At 66.9% G+C, this 17311-nt stretch carries 21 protein-coding genes; 8 read left to right on the top strand and 13 right to left on the bottom strand.

Going from position 1 to position 17311, the window contains the following annotated elements:
* Window positions 1–169 precede the first annotated feature (169 nt).
* The 4 genes from ACN2C8_RS18095 to ACN2C8_RS18080 form a co-directional block, all read right to left on the bottom strand.
* On the bottom strand, window positions 170–1180 hold the full coding sequence (locus tag ACN2C8_RS18095) for a TerC family protein (RefSeq protein ID WP_419255920.1): 1011 nt from the start codon (window positions 1178–1180) through the stop codon (window positions 170–172).
* 150 nt (window positions 1181–1330) lie between these two features.
* Window positions 1331–1516 carry a hypothetical protein gene (locus tag ACN2C8_RS18090; RefSeq protein WP_419253424.1) on the bottom strand — a complete coding sequence of 62 codons (186 nt, stop codon included), beginning with the start codon at window positions 1514–1516 and terminating at the stop codon, window positions 1331–1333.
* Entirely contained in the window at window positions 1513–1971 is a 459-nt protein-coding gene (locus ACN2C8_RS18085; RefSeq protein WP_419253423.1) for a tellurite resistance TerB family protein, read from the bottom strand. The genes ACN2C8_RS18090 and ACN2C8_RS18085 overlap by 4 nt, the downstream gene beginning before the upstream one ends.
* Window positions 1972–2233: 262 nt before the next feature.
* The gene (locus ACN2C8_RS18080) at window positions 2234–2890 is read right to left on the bottom strand and encodes a trimeric intracellular cation channel family protein (protein ID WP_419253422.1); all 657 of its coding nucleotides are present in this window, start codon (window positions 2888–2890) and stop codon (window positions 2234–2236) included.
* Between the two features lie 91 nt (window positions 2891–2981).
* On the opposite strand from ACN2C8_RS18080, the gene ftsY reads away from it, so the two are divergent.
* The 3 genes from ftsY to ACN2C8_RS18065 all read left to right on the top strand — a co-directional run bounded on the left by ftsY (window position 2982) and on the right by ACN2C8_RS18065 (window position 5232).
* The gene (gene ftsY / locus ACN2C8_RS18075; protein ID WP_419253421.1) at window positions 2982–3923 is read left to right on the top strand and encodes a signal recognition particle-docking protein FtsY; all 942 of its coding nucleotides are present in this window, start codon (window positions 2982–2984) and stop codon (window positions 3921–3923) included.
* Between the two features lie 3 nt (window positions 3924–3926).
* A complete protein-coding gene (locus tag ACN2C8_RS18070; protein WP_419253419.1) occupies window positions 3927–4532 on the top strand; it encodes an inner membrane-spanning protein YciB in 606 nt (201 codons plus the stop codon).
* Window positions 4533–4680: 148 nt separating this feature from the next.
* On the top strand, window positions 4681–5232 hold the full coding sequence (locus ACN2C8_RS18065; RefSeq protein ID WP_419253418.1) for a MarR family winged helix-turn-helix transcriptional regulator: 552 nt from the start codon (window positions 4681–4683) through the stop codon (window positions 5230–5232).
* A gap of 7 nt (window positions 5233–5239) precedes the next feature.
* Here ACN2C8_RS18065 and ACN2C8_RS18060 read toward each other — a convergent pair whose 3' ends face one another.
* The 7 genes from ACN2C8_RS18060 to ccmA all read right to left on the bottom strand — a co-directional run bounded on the left by ACN2C8_RS18060 (window position 5240) and on the right by ccmA (window position 9309).
* Window positions 5240–5515, bottom strand: coding sequence for a hypothetical protein (locus ACN2C8_RS18060; protein ID WP_419253417.1), 276 nt, complete (start codon window positions 5513–5515; stop codon window positions 5240–5242).
* A 200-nt stretch (window positions 5516–5715) separates the two neighbouring features.
* Window positions 5716–6231 (bottom strand): DsbE family thiol:disulfide interchange protein, encoded by a 516-nt coding sequence (locus tag ACN2C8_RS18055; RefSeq protein WP_419253416.1) that lies wholly within the window; start codon window positions 6229–6231, stop codon window positions 5716–5718.
* Window positions 6228–6398: a heme exporter protein CcmD gene (ccmD, locus tag ACN2C8_RS18050; RefSeq protein WP_419253415.1), complete on the bottom strand. Its 171-nt coding sequence runs from the start codon at window positions 6396–6398 to the stop codon at window positions 6228–6230. Before ccmD ends, ACN2C8_RS18055 begins: the two co-directional genes overlap by 4 nt.
* Window position 6399: 1 nt before the next feature.
* Entirely contained in the window at window positions 6400–7137 is a 738-nt protein-coding gene (gene ccmC, locus ACN2C8_RS18045; protein ID WP_419253413.1) for a heme ABC transporter permease CcmC, read from the bottom strand.
* 52 nt (window positions 7138–7189) lie between these two features.
* Window positions 7190–7813, bottom strand: coding sequence for a Spy/CpxP family protein refolding chaperone (locus ACN2C8_RS18040; RefSeq protein WP_419253412.1), 624 nt, complete (start codon window positions 7811–7813; stop codon window positions 7190–7192).
* Between the two features lie 231 nt (window positions 7814–8044).
* Complete coding sequence (ccmB, locus tag ACN2C8_RS18035; protein WP_419253411.1) at window positions 8045–8710, bottom strand: heme exporter protein CcmB; 666 nt, start codon at window positions 8708–8710, stop codon at window positions 8045–8047.
* Complete coding sequence (gene ccmA, locus ACN2C8_RS18030; protein ID WP_419253410.1) at window positions 8707–9309, bottom strand: heme ABC exporter ATP-binding protein CcmA; 603 nt, start codon at window positions 9307–9309, stop codon at window positions 8707–8709. Before ccmA ends, ccmB begins: the two co-directional genes overlap by 4 nt.
* A 177-nt stretch (window positions 9310–9486) precedes the next feature.
* On the opposite strand from ccmA, the gene acnA reads away from it, so the two are divergent.
* The 3 genes from acnA (at window position 9487) to ACN2C8_RS18015 (ending at window position 14024) form a co-directional block, all read left to right on the top strand.
* Entirely contained in the window at window positions 9487–12174 is a 2688-nt protein-coding gene (acnA, locus tag ACN2C8_RS18025) for an aconitate hydratase AcnA (protein ID WP_419253409.1), read from the top strand.
* 143 nt (window positions 12175–12317) lie between these two features.
* Window positions 12318–13043 (top strand): DUF1223 domain-containing protein, encoded by a 726-nt coding sequence (locus ACN2C8_RS18020; RefSeq protein ID WP_419253408.1) that lies wholly within the window; start codon window positions 12318–12320, stop codon window positions 13041–13043.
* A 639-nt stretch (window positions 13044–13682) separates the two neighbouring features.
* Window positions 13683–14024 (top strand): DUF2794 domain-containing protein, encoded by a 342-nt coding sequence (locus tag ACN2C8_RS18015; RefSeq protein ID WP_419253407.1) that lies wholly within the window; start codon window positions 13683–13685, stop codon window positions 14022–14024.
* A gap of 32 nt (window positions 14025–14056) precedes the next feature.
* On the opposite strand, the gene ACN2C8_RS18010 is transcribed toward ACN2C8_RS18015, so the two are convergent.
* The gene (locus ACN2C8_RS18010) at window positions 14057–14677 is read right to left on the bottom strand and encodes a class I SAM-dependent methyltransferase (protein WP_419253406.1); all 621 of its coding nucleotides are present in this window, start codon (window positions 14675–14677) and stop codon (window positions 14057–14059) included.
* 139 nt (window positions 14678–14816) lie between these two features.
* Complete coding sequence (locus ACN2C8_RS18005; protein ID WP_419255919.1) at window positions 14817–15569, bottom strand: Bax inhibitor-1/YccA family protein; 753 nt, start codon at window positions 15567–15569, stop codon at window positions 14817–14819.
* 147 nt (window positions 15570–15716) lie between these two features.
* Between ACN2C8_RS18005 and ACN2C8_RS18000 the strand changes: the two genes are divergently transcribed.
* Complete coding sequence (locus tag ACN2C8_RS18000) at window positions 15717–16769, top strand: aldo/keto reductase (protein WP_419253405.1); 1053 nt, start codon at window positions 15717–15719, stop codon at window positions 16767–16769.
* Window positions 16770–16774: 5 nt separating this feature from the next.
* Window positions 16775–17311 carry an RNA 2',3'-cyclic phosphodiesterase gene (gene thpR, locus ACN2C8_RS17995; protein WP_419253404.1) on the top strand — a complete coding sequence of 179 codons (537 nt, stop codon included), beginning with the start codon at window positions 16775–16777 and terminating at the stop codon, window positions 17309–17311.

Genomic DNA, 17311 nt, shown 5'->3' with positions numbered 1-17311 from the left:
CTTGTTCCCGAAGTGGGACTTCGTCGTCGCGACCTTCAACCTCAGGGCAAAAGGATTCCCGCAGGCCTTCTGCAAGGTCCACGCCCCCCCGCCACGGCCATGAAAAAACCGGGCCGGACAGGGTCCGACCCGGTTCTTCTTCAGATCGCCCGGCGAATCGGGCGAGCGCTTAGGCGCCAGCGCCGGGCGCACCCGGAAGGGCGGGCGCCTTGCGGGTCTTCCACAGCGACCAGCCGACGCCGGCCGCCAGGATGGCGAAGGTGATCGACAGCGACAGGGTGGCGGGGAACTTCTCCCAGCCCAGGGCGTCGGCGACGAAGATCTTGCCGCCGATGAACACCAGCAGCACGGCCAGGGCCTGCTTGAGATAGGCGAAGCGGTGCAGCACCGCCGCCAGGGCGAAGTACAGCGCCCGCAGGCCCAGGATCGCCATGATGTTGGAGGTGTAGACAATATAGGGATCGGTGGTGATGGCGAAGATCGCCGGCACCGAGTCGACGGCGAACACCAGATCGGCCAGCTCGACCAGCACCAGGGCCAGGAACAGCGGGGTGGCCAGGCGGGCGGCCTTGCCGGTGCGCGAGTCGATGCCCTGGACGAAGAAGCGGTCGCCGTGCAGCGTATCGCTGATCGGCAGCACGCGGCGAAGCCATTTCAGGGCGGGGTTGTTGGTCAGGTCCAGGGGCTTGTCGCCCGCGAACAGCATCTTCACCCCGGTCAGGATCAGGAAGGCGGCGAAGATGTACAGCACCCAGCCGAATTGGCTGACCAGGGCCGCACCGACGCCAATCATGATGGCCCGCAGCACGATCACGCCCAGCACGCCCCAGAACAGCACCCGGTGCTGCAGGGCCGGCGGAATGGCGAAGAAGCCGAAGATCAGGGCGATGACGAAGACATTGTCGATCGCCAGGCTCTTCTCGATCACGAAGCCGGTCAGATACTCGACCCCGGCGGTCGCGCCCAGCTGCATCCAGACCAGGCCGCCAAAGCCCAGGCCCAGGCTGATATAGATCGCCGACATCAGCAGGCTTTCGCGCACGCCGATCTCGCGGGTCTTGCGATGCAGGATGCCAAGGTCGAAGGCCAGCAGGGCCACGACGGCCAGCATGAAGCCCGCCCACATCCAGAGCGGTTTGCCGATTACCGGCAGGTTCAGGAATTCCATGATCTCGCTCAGGTCTTCAGGCCCGCCGGATCTCAAGCGCTCAGGCTGATCACGGCGGGCGGGTTTTGCGGAAACGCGGTGGAACTCGCGCCCTCTTCGACCGGACGGGTCCGTCAGGATCGAAAGACAAGTTCCTTAAATCGGCGACTTAGAGGTCTAGCCCTAGACTCGAATGTCCAGCAGGCCCCGGTTCAGGGGGCGCGGCGCCGGCGCAGGCTCGATGCGGTCCGGCGGCGTCACCGGCTTGGCGGTCGGCTGGCTGGCGTGGGACGCCGCCTGCACCAGGGCCTGCTGGGCCAGTTGCAGCGAGACCCAGGGTGTTGGGGGAGCATAGCCGCCGACTCTCATCGCCGGCCCGCCGTGGTGATCAGGTCGAACTGGATCGGATCCAGCGACAGCAGGGCGCAGATTCGCAGCAGGACGTCGCGCTCCTCGGCATCGAGCCCCCCATCGGCGGTTGCGACGGCGCAGGCGGAGTTGACGACCACCCGGGCGACGTCATCGCGGCCGCGCAGGCGGCGGATCGCCAGTTCGGCCTCGAGCCGGGCGGTTTCCGCATCCTGTTCGAAGCGCTGGTCCAGAGCCTCGAAGACTTCCAGGGCGTCGTCGATCCCGAAGACCGTCAAGGCCGCCAGGCCGCGCATGCGCTCCAGCATGCGGCCGCGCTCGTCCGGCGTGACCCAGCCGTCGGCCTGGGCCACCAGGGCGCAGGCGGCCACCAAAGCGTCCAGCAGGTCCAGCTGGACCGGTGTCCAAGCGTCGGTGATGCGCGCGCGTGTCGCGTGGATGGGGTTGAAAGACATCTGTGCTCTCCTCTGATGGGAGGGCGCGCCCGATACCGGGCCTGCTGGGCTCTTGGGGGGAAACAACCCACTGGACCCGGCATCGAGCGCACCCGATGCGGTCCGACATCACGATCGCGCTCTTCAGCTGCGATGATCGTCAGAGGGGCCCGGCCCGCTTGATAAAGATTGCAGTCGTGGTGAGGGCGCGCAAGAGGGCCGCGAATCTTTTTTCGCACGACCCGGCGCACCTTGCTGGGCAGCCGTCCTTCGCAAAAGGCGCTCAGTCTTCGGCCTTGTCCTCGCCGCCAACAAACCCCGGCAGGCTCCAGCCCAGCTTGATCGCCGCCGCCCGCAGGCCGAAGGCCGCGACGAAGCCCGCCAGTCCCGCCGGCCAGAAGCCCAGGCCCAGCAGGTCCAGCACCGTGAACACCGACGCCCCCAGCAGGGCGGCGGTGATGTAGATTTCCCGGCGCAGCAGCAGGTTGGGCTCTTCGGCCAGCACGTCGCGGATCACGCCGCCAAAGGCGGTGGTCAGCACGCCCATGACCACGGCCGTGAACGGATGAACGCCCAGGCTCAGGGCCTTGGCGGCGCCGACCACCGAAAAGGCGGCCATGCCCAGGGCGTCCAGCCACAGCAGGGCGCGAAACCGCCAGCCGCGCTTGCCCAGCAGCCAGACCACGGTCGCAGCCGCCAGGCACGCCAGGATGTAACCGGGCCGCTGCACCCAGAATACCGGCGCCCCGATCAGCAGATCGCGCAGGGTGCCGCCCCCGACGCCGGTGATCGCCGCGAAGAAGCCGAACGTGATGATGTCGTGCTTGCGCCGCGCCGCCGCCAGCGCGCCTGTGGCCCCGAACACGGCGGCGGCGGCATAGTCCAGCCAGAAGAGGGTCGTCGACAGCGGGTCCATGGTCGGGTCGAGAAGCGGGTCCATGGCCGTTCATGCCACGGCCGGCTCTGCGGCGGAAACCATGGGCCGGTAATATCTGATTTACACTTTCGCCCGTTCCCCTAAAGGAGCGCTGATGAACGACAAGCCCGAGCAGAAACAAGGCTGGTTCCAGCGCCTCACGTCTGGCCTGACCCGGTCTTCCCAGGCGATGACCGAGCAAGTCACCGGGGTCTTCACCAAGAAGCCCCTGGACCAGGAACAGCTGGACGCCCTGGAAGAGATGCTGATCGAGGCTGACCTGGGACCCCAGATCGCCGCCCGCATCACCGACGCCTTCGGCAAGGCGCGGTTTGGCAAGTCGTCGACCGAAACCGAAGTCAAGGAAGCCCTGGCCGAGCTGGTCGCCGCCGAGCTCGCCGACCGCGAGGGCCGTTTCGATCCGCTGGGCGGGCCGCGTCCCTATGTGGTGCTGTTCATCGGCGTCAACGGCTCGGGCAAGACCACCACCCTGGGCAAGATCGCCGCCGACCTGACCGAGAAGGGCGCCCGCGTCCTGATCGCCGCCGGCGACACCTTCCGCGCCGCCGCCGTCGAGCAGCTGAAGGTCTGGGCCGACCGGGCCGGGGCCGACTTCATGTCCAAGCCGACCGGGTCGGACGCCGCCGCCCTGGCCTATGAAGCCGTTGAGCGGGCCAAGGCCGAGCATTATGACGTGGTGCTGATCGACACCGCCGGCCGTCTGCAGAACAAGCAGGGCCTGATGGACGAGCTACTCAAGGTCATCCGGGTCGTCAAGAAGGTCGATCCCGACTATCCGCACGAAACCCTGCTGGTGCTGGACGCCACGGTCGGCCGCAACGCCCTGGCCCAGGAAAAGATCTTCGGCAACCAGGTCGGCGTGTCGGGGATTGTCATGACCAAGCTGGACGGCACCGCGCGCGGCGGGGTGCTGGTGCCGGTGGCCCAGGCCAGCGACAGCCCGATCAAGCTGATCGGCGTGGGCGAGGGGGTCGAGGATCTGCAACCCTTCGACGCCCGCGCCTTTTCGCGCTCGCTGGTGGGGCTGGAGGACTAGGCCATGGACGAACAGCAGACCAAGAAGAAGCACGCCGCCTGGGTGCGCACCGCCGTCGACTATGGCGCGCCGATCGCCTTCGCCATCGCCTATTTCACCACCAAGAACTTCCAGACGGCCACCTGGGTGCTGGTCGCCGCCTCGGCCGTGGCCCTGGTCGTGGGCTATGCCGTTGAGCGCCGCGTGGCCCTGCTGCCGCTGTTCTCCGGCGTCATGGCCCTGATCTTCGGCGCCCTGGGGCTGATCTTCCAGAGCGACGTGTTCGTGAAGATCAAGGTCACCGTCGTCAACGGGGCCCTGGCGGGCTTCATGATCGGCGGCGCCCTGATGAACCGCGCGCCGCTGAAGGCGCTGATGGGCGAGGCCATGCAACTGCCTGACGCGGCCTGGCGCACCCTGACCCTGCGCTACGGCGCCTATTTCGCTTCGGCCGCCATACTGAACGAAATCGTCCGGCTCACCCAGGATACGGAGAACTGGGTGAAGTTTCGGGTCGCCCTGCTGCCGCTGGCGATCATCTTCTCCCTGACCCAGGTGCCGTTCATGATGAAGCACATGGCCAAGGGCGACGAACCGGCCGCGCCCGAGCCGCCAGACGCCGGCTTCTAGGCGCCGGCCTCCAGGCTCCGACCCGACGGTTTTCAACGCACTGGAACTCTTGCCGGGGCGCCTTGCGCCGCCCACGGAGTATTGTCGTTAAATCGACGTGTAACGATGATAGTCTCTGTCCGTCGGCTGAAAAGACGAAGGCGAGCTCATGTCCAAGACGAAGGTCGAGAAGAGCGGCGGTTTGCTGGAGCGATCGCCCAGCCATCTGTTGCACCGGGTGCTGCAGCTGGCGCTCGATATCTACGCCGAGGAATGTGGCGCGGCCGGCGTCACTCAGCGCCAGTTCGCCGTGCTGTCGGCCGTGGCCCAGAACGAGGGCGTCACCCAGACGGCCCTGGTCAAGGCCACCGGCATCGACCGCTCGACCCTGGCCGACATGGTCGCCCGGATGATCACCAAGGGCCATCTGGAGCGTCAGCGCTCCGACCAGGACGCCCGCGCCAACAGCGTGCGTCTGTCGCCTTCGGGGCGGATCATGCTCGAGGAGGTCGCGCCGATGGTCGCCATGGCCGACGCGCGGATCATGGCCCTGCTGAAGCCCGGCAAGCGCGACGGCTTCCTGGACCTGCTGGCCGACATGGCCGGCGCGGATCTGCATCGAGCGGTCGACAGCGAGCCGAAGGTCAAGAAGGCCAAGGCCGACAAGCCGAAAAAAGACAAGAAGCCCAAGAAGGACAAGGCCGCCAAGAAGGCCGCCTGAGGGTTTTCTAGACCACGATATTCAGTAGCGAGCCCGGGCGCAGAACCTTCTGCGGCTGCGCGTCCGGCTGCGTGAACGGCCGGGCCGGCGCCTGGCGCTGCGGCTGGGCCTGGGCTTGAGCCTGCATCTGCACCGAGGCGGCCGTCTGGGCCGGGCGCGTGGGCGCAGCGTCGCCGAGCGCCGCCTGGAAGAAGGCCGAACGCGTCGCCGCGCCGCCCGACGCAGGGGTCGAGGCGGGTCTGGCGGGGGCCGAAGGCCAGCCGGCGGGACGGACGGTGCTCATGACTCGAAGTCTAACATGGTTAACTGAAAGTCTGCGAGCATGGTCAACGTCGGGTTAACGCCAAAGCGCCGCGACGTCTCAGCGCACCTTGAAACCTGTCATCCCGGCCAAGCGCGAAGCGCGCCGAGCCGGGACCGCCGGAAGCTCTGAGCCTGTGGCGGTCCCGGCTCTACGCTACGCTGCGGCCGGGATGACAGTTTTTAGCGAGCCTTGGCCAGCAGGTCCTCGGCCGCATCGGGCGTCAGGGGCCCGGTATGCTTGGCCAGGATCATGCCGTCCGAGCCGACCAGATAGGTCTCGGGCACGCCGGTGACGCCGAACTCCAGTCCCGCGGCGCCGTTGCGATCCACCAGCCGGGCGGCGAAGGGGTCGCCCAGCCGGGCCAGGAAGGCCTGGGTGTTGGGCGGGGCGTCCTTGTAGGCGACACCGATGATCTTCACGCCCTGGGCGTTCAGCGCCATCAGCTGCGGATGCTCGATCTCGCAGGGCGCGCACCACGAGGCGAAGAAATTGACCAGCACAGGGCCGCCCTGGGCAGCGTCCTTGAAGGCGGTCGGCTGTCCGCTGGACAGCTCGGGCAGGATCAGGGCCGGCATCGGCTTGCCGACCATGGCGTGGGGCGAGACCTTGGGGTCGCGCTTGAGGGCGTAGCCGGCGAACAGCAGCGCCAGAAGGGCCAGCACAACCAGCGGCGCGAAGGCCAGCCAGCGCTTCACGGCCCGACATCCTTGGGGGCGTCCAGCTCGGCTTGCAGGCGCTCCAGCTCGGCTTTCCAGCGGCGGGCCTGGGCCAGGCTGTCAAGGATCATCCAGCCAAAGGCGACGGCCGTGATCCCGAAGGCCGGCCAGACATAGATCGCATATTTTCCGGCGTCGAAATCCATCTCAGCGCTCCGCGATCCGCAGGGCCAGGGCGCGGGCCTTGCGCCGCCAGACCAGGGCGCGGATCCGCACCAGCCACAGCGACCCGAAGGCCGACAGATAGGCCAGGCTCATCAGGGCCCAGGGCCACAGATACACGGCCGGCAGGCGGTCTTCCGGCTGGGCGAACAGGGTCGAGGACCCCTGATGCAGGGTGTTCCACCAGTCGACCGAGAACTTGACCACCGGCAGGTTGATCAGCCCGACCAAAGCCAGGATGGCGGCGGCGCGAGCGGCCTTCTGCTCGTCCTCCAGCGCGCCGCGCAGGGCCAGATAGCCCAGATAGAACAGGAACAGCACCAACACAGAGGTCATGCGAGCGTCCCACTGCCACCAGGTCCCCCACATCGGCCGGCCCCACAGCGAGCCGGTGACCAGGGCCAGGGCGGTAAACACCGCGCCCAGCGGCGCGCAGGCGCGGGCGGCGGCGTCGGCCAAGGCGTGGCGGAAGATCAGGGCCAGCAGGCTGGAAACGCCCAGGAACAGATAGACCATCATGCTCATGATGGCGGCGGGCACGTGGATGAACATCATCCGCACCGTGTCGCCCTGCTGGTAGTCCTCGGGGACCGTGAAGGTCAGATACAGGCCAGCGACCGCCAGCACGGCGGCGATAGCCCCGAACATCGGCGCGGCCCACCGCGAGAAGGCCATGAACCGCTCGGGGTTGGTCAGGAAATCAAACGGGTGTCGGGCGTCCATGAGAAGCTGATTAGAGCCCCCGATGAACGCCCGCAATTAGTATCGACCCTTATCAGCTGGCCTTGCGCTTGATGACCATCCTGCGCTCTTCCTTGTGTTCGCCCATCGGCGGACCGTCGTGGCGGATGTCCAGGTGCTTGACGATCATGCGCGGACCGCCGCCGTGCGGGCCCAGGGCGTCGAAGGCCTTTTGCTGGCTGGGCGACAGGGCCGCATAGAAGGCCTTGGTCGCCGAGGCGCGCTTCTGGAAGGTCTCGGCCATTTTCGTCATGTGGGCGGCCTGCCGGTCGAGGCGCTCGGGCGTGGTCAAAGGCTTGTCGTCGCCGTCGTCCTTGCTGTCCCACATCATGGCGTCGGCCATCTTCTGCGGCGCCGTGGCCTCGATATAGGCCTTCAGGGCGCCGTCCTGGTCGGGGCGCAGCTGCAGCACGTCGCGCAGGTGCTTGGCATGGGCTTCCGGATCGGCGGGTCGGCCGTGATGCCTCATCGCCATGTCGTGGCCGCCCATCATCATGGCGTCCATCGGCGGAAGCGGCGGCAAAGGCGGTAGCGGCGGCAGCGCGGGGGGTGGGGGCGGCGGAGGCGGCGGCATCTGGGCCATGGCGGCCCCTGCAGCGGCGGTGATGGCGAGAACGGCGCTGGCGGCCAGGGCCAGGCGGCGCGTGGACTTCTGCATAGTGGTTTCTCCCTCGGAACCAGATCTGGCGAGAGCTTGGCCACCGGCCTGTGGCGCGAAAATGTCAGTTTGGATGAACAATATTACAGGGTTGTCTTGGAGGAGGGGCTTCATCGCCAAGAGGCCCTGTCATCCCGGCCGCAGCGAAGCGAAGAGCCGGGACCGCCGGAAGCGCCGAGCTCGCCGCGGTCCCGGATAGCCTCTTCGAGGCTTCCGGGATGACAGGATGACCTAGTCCAGCGCGTTCCGGCACGCCGCCGCCATGGCCAGGGGGCTCAAGGCCACTGCCGCCGTGCAATAGGCCAGCATCAGAAACAGGCCGCCCGTCCACGGCAGGCCGCCGGCCAGGGCGTCCAGGGCCCCGGCCCCGAAGATCACCGGCGGGACATAGAGCGGCAGGACGATCACCGCCACCAGCAGGCCGCCGCGCCGGCTGCCCAGGGCCAGGCTGGCCCCAAGGCCGCCCAGGAAGGCGAAGGCCAGGCCGCCGAACAGGCCGCACAGCACCAGCAGCGGAATGATCTTGGGATCGGCGCCCAGGGCCAGGGCGGCGATCGGCGCCGCCAGGGCCAGGGGCGCGCCCGAGGCCAGCCACTGGGCCAGGCACTTGGCCACGGCCACGGCCTCCAGCGAGGCCGGACCCAGGGCCAGCAGGTCCAGGGCCCCGTCCTCGAAATCGCGTTCGAACAGGCGCTCCAGCGACAGCAGGGCCGCCAGGGCCAGGGCCAGCCAGGCGATGCCGGGGGCCACGGCGGCCAGCTTTTCAGGCGCGCGGCCGGTGGCCATCGGCAGCAGGGTGACGACGCCGGCATAGAAGGCCAGGGCCAGCAGCGGCCCGCCGCCCTTGCCCCAGGCCAGGGCCAGTTCGCGGCGCAGCAGGATCAGGAAGGCGGTCATGCGCCGACCTCGGCCACGCGGGCGTAGACGGGCAGGGGATCATGGACCGCCGCCAGGATCATGCCGCCACCGACCAGATGCTCGGCCATCAGGGCCCCGAAGGTCAGGCGATGGGTCGAGTCCAGCGGCGCCATCGGCTCGTCCAGCAGCCAAAGGGTGCGCGGGCTGGCGACCAGTCGGGCCAGGGCCAGGCGGCGCCGCTGGCCGGCCGACAGGCGGCGAACCTCCAGATCGAGCAGCCGCACCAGATCAAACCGCTCGGCCGCCTGGCGGGCCGTGGCCGGTGAGCCGCCGCACCACAGGGTCTGGAACCGCAGCTCTTCCCAGGCGGTGCGGGTGGATTTCAGGCCGTCCTGGTGGCCGACCATGTGCAGATGCTCGGCGCGGGCGGTCTCAGGCTCGAGATCCTCGAAGACGATCTGGCCAGCTTCGGGCCGCAGCAGGCCGGCGACGGCGCGCAGCAGACTGGTCTTGCCGGACCCGTTTCGACCGGTCAGTTCGACGGCTTCGCCCGCGTCAATCTGCAGATTGAAGCCCGAAAACAGTCGCCGTTCGCCGCGTGACACGGCCAAATCTTTAATGAGAACAGTTCTCAACATGCCAAGACCTTGTCCCGCGCATGGACGTTGAACATTAGCAGCGCTAAGAAGCCCTCGGCCGTCCCCCTCCAGCTTGTCAGGGGACGCGGCGCGGGGATGGACGCTGTGGGTCCCCCTCGATCGCGCGATCCCGGGAGTGGTTTTCGGGCGGCCGTGGACAGAGAAGGGATCTCCCGAATGGCGTCTGTTGACAGCCTTAAAGCCCGCCGCGAACTGATCGTCGGTGGCAAGACCTACGTCTATTACAGCCTTCGCGCCGCTGAGGAAGCCGGTCTGACCGGTGTTTCTTCCTTGCCGGTGTCGATGAAGGTGCTTCTCGAGAACCTGCTGCGCAACGAAGACGGCGTGTCCGTCGACGAACCCGACCTGAAGGCCGTGGCCGCGTGGCTGCAGAACAAGGGGGCCGTCGAGCACGAAATCAGCTTCCGTCCCGCCCGCGTGCTGATGCAGGACTTCACCGGCGTTCCCGCCGTGGTCGACCTGGCCGCCATGCGCGACGCCATGGTCGCTCTCGGCGCCGACCCGGCCAAGATCAACCCGCTCAACCCCGTCGACCTGGTCATCGACCACTCGGTGATGGTCGACAATTTCGGCGACGCCAAGGCTTACGACGCCAACGTGGCCCGCGAATATGAGCGCAATATCGAGCGCTACCGCTTCCTGCGCTGGGGCTCGTCGGCCTTCAACAACTTCCGCGTCGTGCCCCCCGGCACCGGCATCTGTCACCAGGTGAACCTGGAATATCTGGCCCAGACCGTCTGGACCAATGAGGTCGAAGGCGAAAACTTCGCCTATCCCGACACCGTCGTCGGCACCGACAGCCACACCACCATGGTCAACGGCCTGTCGGTCTTGGGCTGGGGTGTGGGCGGCATCGAGGCTGAAGCGGCCATGCTGGGCCAGCCGATCCCGATGCTGATCCCCGAAGTCGTCGGCTTCAAGCTGACCGGCGCCATGCCGGAAGGCGCGACGGCCACCGACCTGGTGCTCACCGTCACCCAGATGCTGCGCAAGAAGGGCGTGGTCGGCAAGTTCGTCGAATTCTACGGCGACGCCCTGGCCAACCTGACCCTGGAAGACCAGGCGACCATCGCCAACATGGCTCCGGAATATGGCGCGACCTGCGGCTTCTTCCCGATCTCGGCCGCGACCATCGCCTATCTGAAGGGCACCGGCCGCGAGGCCGCTCGCATCGCCCTGGTCGAAGCCTACGCCAAGGAGCAGGGCCTGTGGTGGGAGCCGGGCACGCCCGAGCCGACCTTCACCGACACCCTGGAACTGGACCTGTCGGTTGTCCTGCCCTCGCTGGCCGGCCCCAAGCGCCCGCAAGACCGGGTTCTGCTGACCGACGCCGCGTCCAAGTTCGCCGAGTCGCTGGCCGGTGAATTCGGCAAGGCCGAAAACCCCGAGCTGCGCGCCCCGGTCGAAGGCGAGAACTTCGACGTCGGTCACGGCGACGTGGTCATCGCGGCCATCACCTCGTGCACCAACACCTCCAACCCCTCGGTGCTGATCGCCGCCGGCCTGCTGGCCAAGAACGCGGTCGCCAAGGGTCTGAAGGTCAAGCCGTGGGTCAAGACCTCGCTGGCCCCCGGCTCGCAGGTGGTCACCGACTATCTGCTCAAGGCCGGCCTGACCAAGCACCTCGATGCCCTGGGCTTCAACCTGGTGGGTTACGGCTGCACGACCTGCATCGGCAATTCGGGCCCGCTGCCGGAAGCCATCAGCAAGACCATTGCCGACCACGATCTGGTCGCCTGCTCGGTGCTCTCGGGCAACCGCAACTTCGAAGGCCGGGTGAACCCCGACGTTCGCGCCAACTACCTGGCCTCGCCGCCGCTGGTCGTGGCCTACGCCCTGGCCGGTTCGATGAAGATCGACCTGGCCACCCAGCCGCTGGGCCAGGACAAGAAGGGCAACGACGTCTTCCTGAAGGACATCTGGCCTTCGAACGAAGACATCGCCGTCCTGCAGCGCAAGTCGGTCACCGAAAAGATGTTCGCCAGCCGTTACGGCGACGTCTTCAAGGGCGACAAGAACTGGCAGGGGATCAAGATCACCGGCGGCCAGACCTACGCCTGGGAAGGTGACTCGACCTACGTCCAGAACCCGCCCTACTTCCCCAACATGTCGATGACCCCGACCCCGGTCACCGACATCGTGGAAGCCCGCGTCCTGGCCGTGTTCGGCGACTCGATCACTACCGACCACATCAGCCCGGCCGGTTCGATCAAGACCTCCAGCCCGGCCGGCCAGTACCTGGTCGACAACGGCGTGCAGCCCATCGACTTCAACGGTTACGGCGCGCGTCGCGGCAACCACCAGGTGATGATGCGCGGCACCTTCGCCAATATCCGCATCCGCAACCGCATCACCCCGGACATCGAAGGGGGCGTCACCAAGCACTTCCCGTCGGGCCAGGTGATGTCGATCTACGACGCGGCCATGAAGTACCAGGAAGAGGGTCGCCCCTCGGTGGTCTTCGCCGGCAAGGAATATGGCACCGGCTCGTCGCGTGACTGGGCCGCCAAGGGCACCAAGCTGCTGGGCGTCCGCGCGGTGATCACCGAGAGCTTCGAGCGGATTCACCGCTCGAACCTGGTCGGCATGGGCGTTCTGCCGCTGCAGTTCATCCAGGACGGCTGGCAGAAGCTGGAACTGACCGGCGAGGAGATCGTCTCGATCCGCGGCCTCACCGATCTGGCCCCGCGCAAGCAGCTGATCGTCGAGCTCTACCGCCCGACCGATGGCCGTATCGCCCGCTTCCCGGTCCGCTGCCGCATCGACACCCCGACCGAGCTTGAATATTTCAAGAACGGCGGCGTCCTGAACTACGTGCTGCGCAACCTGGCCAAGGCCGACTAACGCAGCGCTGACATCCAGGAAGCGGCCCGCCGGAGCGATCCGGCGGGCCGTTTTCGTTTGTGGCGCGAACTTTGGCAAAAGAACTCGGCCTTCACGGCCTCGTGAACGGCCTAGACCCGCGATCTTGGCTTAAGTGACCCGCAATGCGTAAGGCCGCCCTTTCCCTGTTCTGTCTGGCTCTCTCGGGCCTCGCCGCCACCTCCGCCTGGGCCGCCAAGGCCCCGGTGGTCCGGCTGCCCGTGGTTGTCGAGCTGTTCACGGCCCAGGGCTGCTCGTCGTGCGGCAAGGCCAACCAGCTGGCGGCCGACCTGGCCCAGCGCGAGGGCGTCCTGGCCCTGACCTATTCGGTCGACTACTGGGACTATCTGGGCTGGAAGGACACCTTCGCCAAGCCCGGCTTCGCCGATCGCCAGCGCGCCTATGTCAAGAAATTCGCCCTGCGCGACGTGCCCACGCCCCAGATGGTGGTCGGCGGCCGCGTCCAGGCTTCGGGCGCCAAGGCCGAAGCGGTCGAAGACCTGATCAAGACCGCCGCCAAGGCCTCGTCCAATCCGCCGGACATGGAATTTGTCGGCAAGACCCGCGTCGCGGTCGGCTCGGGCCCCGCCCCGCGCGGCGGCGGCGAGGTGTGGCTGGTGCGGTTTGATCCGCGCGAGCAGGAGATCGCCGTCAAGCGTGGCGACAACAAGGGCCAGACCCTGGTCCACCGCAATGTGGTGCGCGAACTGGTTCGGCTGGGACCGTGGTCCGGCCGTCCCAAGCTGTACCGCCTGCCGGCGGCCGCAGACGCCGAGCTGCAGACGGTGGTCATCGTCCAGGGCGCCAAGGGCGGCCGGATTCTCGGCGTGCTCGAAACCGCCGAGCGCTAGAGCGTTATTCGGCGAAGTGGATACCGGTTCGCCGCCGAAATAACGCATCAAAACAAGAATCTAGAGCAAACGACATGATTCAATCATGGCGACCTTTGCTCTAGCGCTGACCCCCAGACAGCAAAAACCCGCGCGACCGAGGGGGCAATCGCGCGGGCTCTTTTGGAGAGGGCTTGTTCGTCAGCAAACCGGTTCGAAACCGGAGAGGGCTGGGGGGGCTGTTCAGGGCCCCGATCCCGAAGCCGGTCGGCTGACCCTGCCTTTATCGGGTCCGAAACAGGCGCGACCACGACCAAACCAAGGTCCTTTCAAGGCGGCAGGCCAGGCCGGCGGCCCGGCGGCCCGACAGCAAAAAGCCCGCGCGGTGGGGGGGAAGGACCGCGCGGACTCATTGGGGGATGGATAGCTCTGTCGGCCGACCGGCCCGCGATCGAGGGGGGCTGGGGGGGCTGTTCAGGATCCAGGACCGTGAGATGTCCGATCAGCCGACACTGATAAATTGGCGGACCAAACAGGCGGCCGAAGGTCGAAAATAAGGTCCTTTCGCGGCGCGTCGTGACCGTCGTGTTGCAATTTCCCAAGCCGTGACCGCCACGCCACGCTCGCCAAACCGGGCGGACTGGGGTTAGGATTCGTCCGATGGCGTTGGATCCGCAGTTTCCGTCCGCCCCCTCGCCAGGTGGCGTGACCTTCTTTGAGCGGCGCGAGCTCGATACGCTCATGCGCCTGTATGGTCGCATGGTCGCCGCCGGCGAATGGCGCGACTACGGCATCGCCGGCCTGTCCGACTGCGCGGTGTTCTCGATCTTCCGCCATGCGGCCGAGGCGCCGCTCTATCGCGTCGAGAAACGGCCGGCCCTGGCCCGCAAGCAGGGCGCCTGGGCGGTGATCGGCCAGGGCGGCATGATCCTCAAGCGCGGCCACGAGCTGGCCCACGTGCTGAAGCTGTTCGAGAAGGGCAAGTTCTCGGTGGTGGATTGAGGGCTGGTGGCCCGGCGACCCCACTACAGCGATCACTCCGGCCCAGGCTTGGTAGCGACGGCCCAGAGATCGAAGAAGCCGGGCTTGCCGCGAATGCATTGGACGTCGGCGAAAGTGGCGGCCTCTAGTGACCCAGTCAGGGTCCGCCGGGTGAATCCCGTGCGGTGAGCCATGTAGGTTTGGCCCATGGCGATCGATTTGCTGTGGCCGTAGATCATGTCCATCGGACGGATCGGACCGGCAGGGGACTGATAGGCCGGCAGGTCCAACCCGTCCTCGGCCACCAGGGCGGCAATGGCCTGGAGGTCAGGACAAGTGATCAGCAGGAACCCGCCTGGCTTAAGGACCCGCCAGAAATGGTAGAAGGCCAGGCAAACCTTATGTTCGTCGAGATGCTCAATGTTGTGCGAGGACCAGACCGAGTCGAACTGACTTTCCCCAACATCCCACATGGCGGTGATGTCGCCTACGAGATCCGGCTTTACGGACGAATCGATGTCGAAGCGGACCTCGGTCCACTCGTTAGTCCGGAAGACAGGATGGAGATTTTCCGGATTGTTGGGCCCGCATCCCACGTGCAGCACACGTTTGGCGCCGACGGGCACTGGCGGCAGCGAGATCATCTCTTGCTTGGGCGGACTATCGAGCATCATGAATGCCTGTCGGTCTGGGGACCTGATCATCGGGCGAACAAACCCACGCGAAAATAGGAAGGTCTTCTTCCCTCCAGCACAAACTAAAAAACCCCGGCGGTGTCCCGCCGGGGCCTCGTCGTTTCCGCGCCTATCCGGCCTAGTTGCGGTTGCCGCCGAACAGCGACAGCAGGAACTGGAACAGATTGACGAAGTTTATGTACAGGCTCAGCGCGCCGAAATTGGTGGCCACGCTCTGGGCTGCGGTGTCGCCGCCCAGTTCGTAATAGGTCATCTTCAGGCGCTGGGTGTCATAGGCGATCAGGCCCGAGAAGATCAGCACGCCCAGGACGTTGATCGCGAAGACCAGGGCCGGGCTCTTGAAGAAGATGCTGACGATCGAGGCGATGACCAGGCCGAAGACGCCCATGATCAGGAAGCTGCCGAAACCGGTCAGGTCCTTCTTGGTGCTGTAACCGAACAGGCTGAGACCGCCGAAGGCCGCCGCCGTGACGAAGAAGGTCGAGGCGACCGACTCGCCGGTGTACCGCAGGAACACCGAGCCCAGCGACGCGCCGATCAGCGTGACGATGGTCCAGTACAGGGCGCCGGCCGTCTGGGGCTTGGGGTTGCGCAGGGCGAAGCCGGCGACCAGCAGCAGGACGAGCGGGGCGAAGGCCACCACCATGTAAAGGGGCGTCACGCCGATCAGGCGACCACCTTCGACCACAAACATCAGGTCGCGGACGGCGGGAACCGATGACGTGACAAAGGCGAGAGCGCCCGACAGGACGAGGCCCAACGCCACTTTGTTGTAGACGCCGAGCATGAAGCTGCGCAGGCCGGCGTCAACCGACATGTCGGCGCGATCCACCGGGATCGAGCGCGCATAGCCGCGGTTGAGGTCGTTCATCGAGGGAAAGCCCTTCTGATTGATCGCGCCCGAAATGGACGCCATACCAATATTGGCACGGCCGTGGCTTCGCGCAAGGGACGGCTGTTGCACGCCGCGCCGGACCGCTTAATTAGGCCAGACCAAACAAAAAGGGCGGACGCGCGAATGGACTATTCGGAACTGGGACGAACCGGCGTGATGGTCTCGCGCTGCTGCCTGGGCACCATGACCTGGGGCTCGCAGAACAGTCAGGAAGAGGCCCACGCCCAGATGGACTATGCGCTCGAGCGCGGGGTCAATTTCTGGGACACGGCCGAGATGTATTCCAGCCCGCCCGATCCCAAGACCCAGGGCAATACCGAGCGCCATATCGGCGCGTGGCTGCAGAAGACCGGCAAGCGCAGCGAAATCGTCCTGGCCTCCAAGGTGGCCGGTCGCGGCAGCGCCTTTGGCGGCCTGACCTGGATGCGCGCCGACGGCGCCTCCACCCGGCACACCCGGGCCCAGATCGACGAGGCGGTTGAAAGCTCGCTCAAGCGCCTGAACACCGACTATCTGGACCTCTACCAACTGCACTGGCCCGACCGTCCGGTGCGGGTGTTCGGCGGCCAGACCTTCAAGGACTACGAGCAGGACTACGAGACCTTCGGCGACATCCTCGAGGCCCTCGACGCCCACGTGAAGAAGGGGACGATCCGCGCCATCGGGGTTTCCAACGAGTTTCCCTGGGGCGTGATGCGCTTCCTGGCCGAAGCCGAAGCGCGCGGCCTGCCCCGCATCGCCTCGATCCAGAACGCCTATCACCTGGCCAACCGCACGTTCGAATACGGCCTGGCCGAGATCGCCATGCGCGAACAGGTTGGATTGCTGGCCTATTCGCCGCTGGCGCAGGGCGCCCTGACCGGCAAGTATCTGGACGGCGGCCTGCCCGAAGGCTCGCGCAAGGCGCTCTACAACCGCATGCAGCGCTATGAGGGCCCCGGGGCGGAGGCCGCGATCCGCGCCTATGTCGACCTGGCCGGCAAGTTCGGCATCGATCCGGCCACCCTGGCCCTGAAGTTCTGCGACGCGCGCCAGTTCGTGACCTCGACGATCATCGGGGCCACCTCCATGGACCAGCTGAAGATCGCCATCGACGCCTTCGACCTGACCTGGACCGACGAGCTGGAAAAGGCCGTCAACGCCATCCACGCCGCCCAGCCCAATCCCTGCCCCTGACACCCATGTTGCGCCTGTTCACCGCCATCGCCGTACCGCCCGAAATCGGCCAGGGCCTGCTGACCCGTCAGCACGGCATCGAGCACGCGCGCTGGCGGCCGCAGGACGCCTTTCACATCACGCTGAAGTTCATCGGCGATGTGCAGGAGCCTGTGGCCGCCGAACTGGACGAGGCCCTGGCCCAGATCGAGGCCCCGGCCTTTGATCTGGAACTGGCCGGCGTCGGCCATTTCGGCGAGGGCGTCGAGATCCACGCCGTCTGGGCCGGCGTGGGGGAGAGCCGCGACCTGCGCGGACTGGCCAAGGCCAACGAGCGGGCCGCGCGCGCGGTGGGCCTGAAACCCGAGGCGCGGCTCTACACCCCGCATGTCACCCTGGCCTATCTCAAACGCCCCGCCGTGCCCGAGGTCGGCGCCTGGGTGCAGGCCAACAACCTGCTGCATTCGCCGCCGTTCCGGGTGGAGCGCTTCGGGCTCTATTCCAGCTGGCTGGGCGCCGAGGGCTCGGCCTATCGGCTGGAGCGGGAATACCCGCTGGGCTGA

It is taken from the genome of Caulobacter sp. ErkDOM-C, from assembly GCF_048541825.1.
Lineage (GTDB): Bacteria > Pseudomonadota > Alphaproteobacteria > Caulobacterales > Caulobacteraceae > Caulobacter.
Note: the sequence above shows the minus strand (reverse complement) of the source record. Positions and strands in the feature narration are given on the sequence as shown.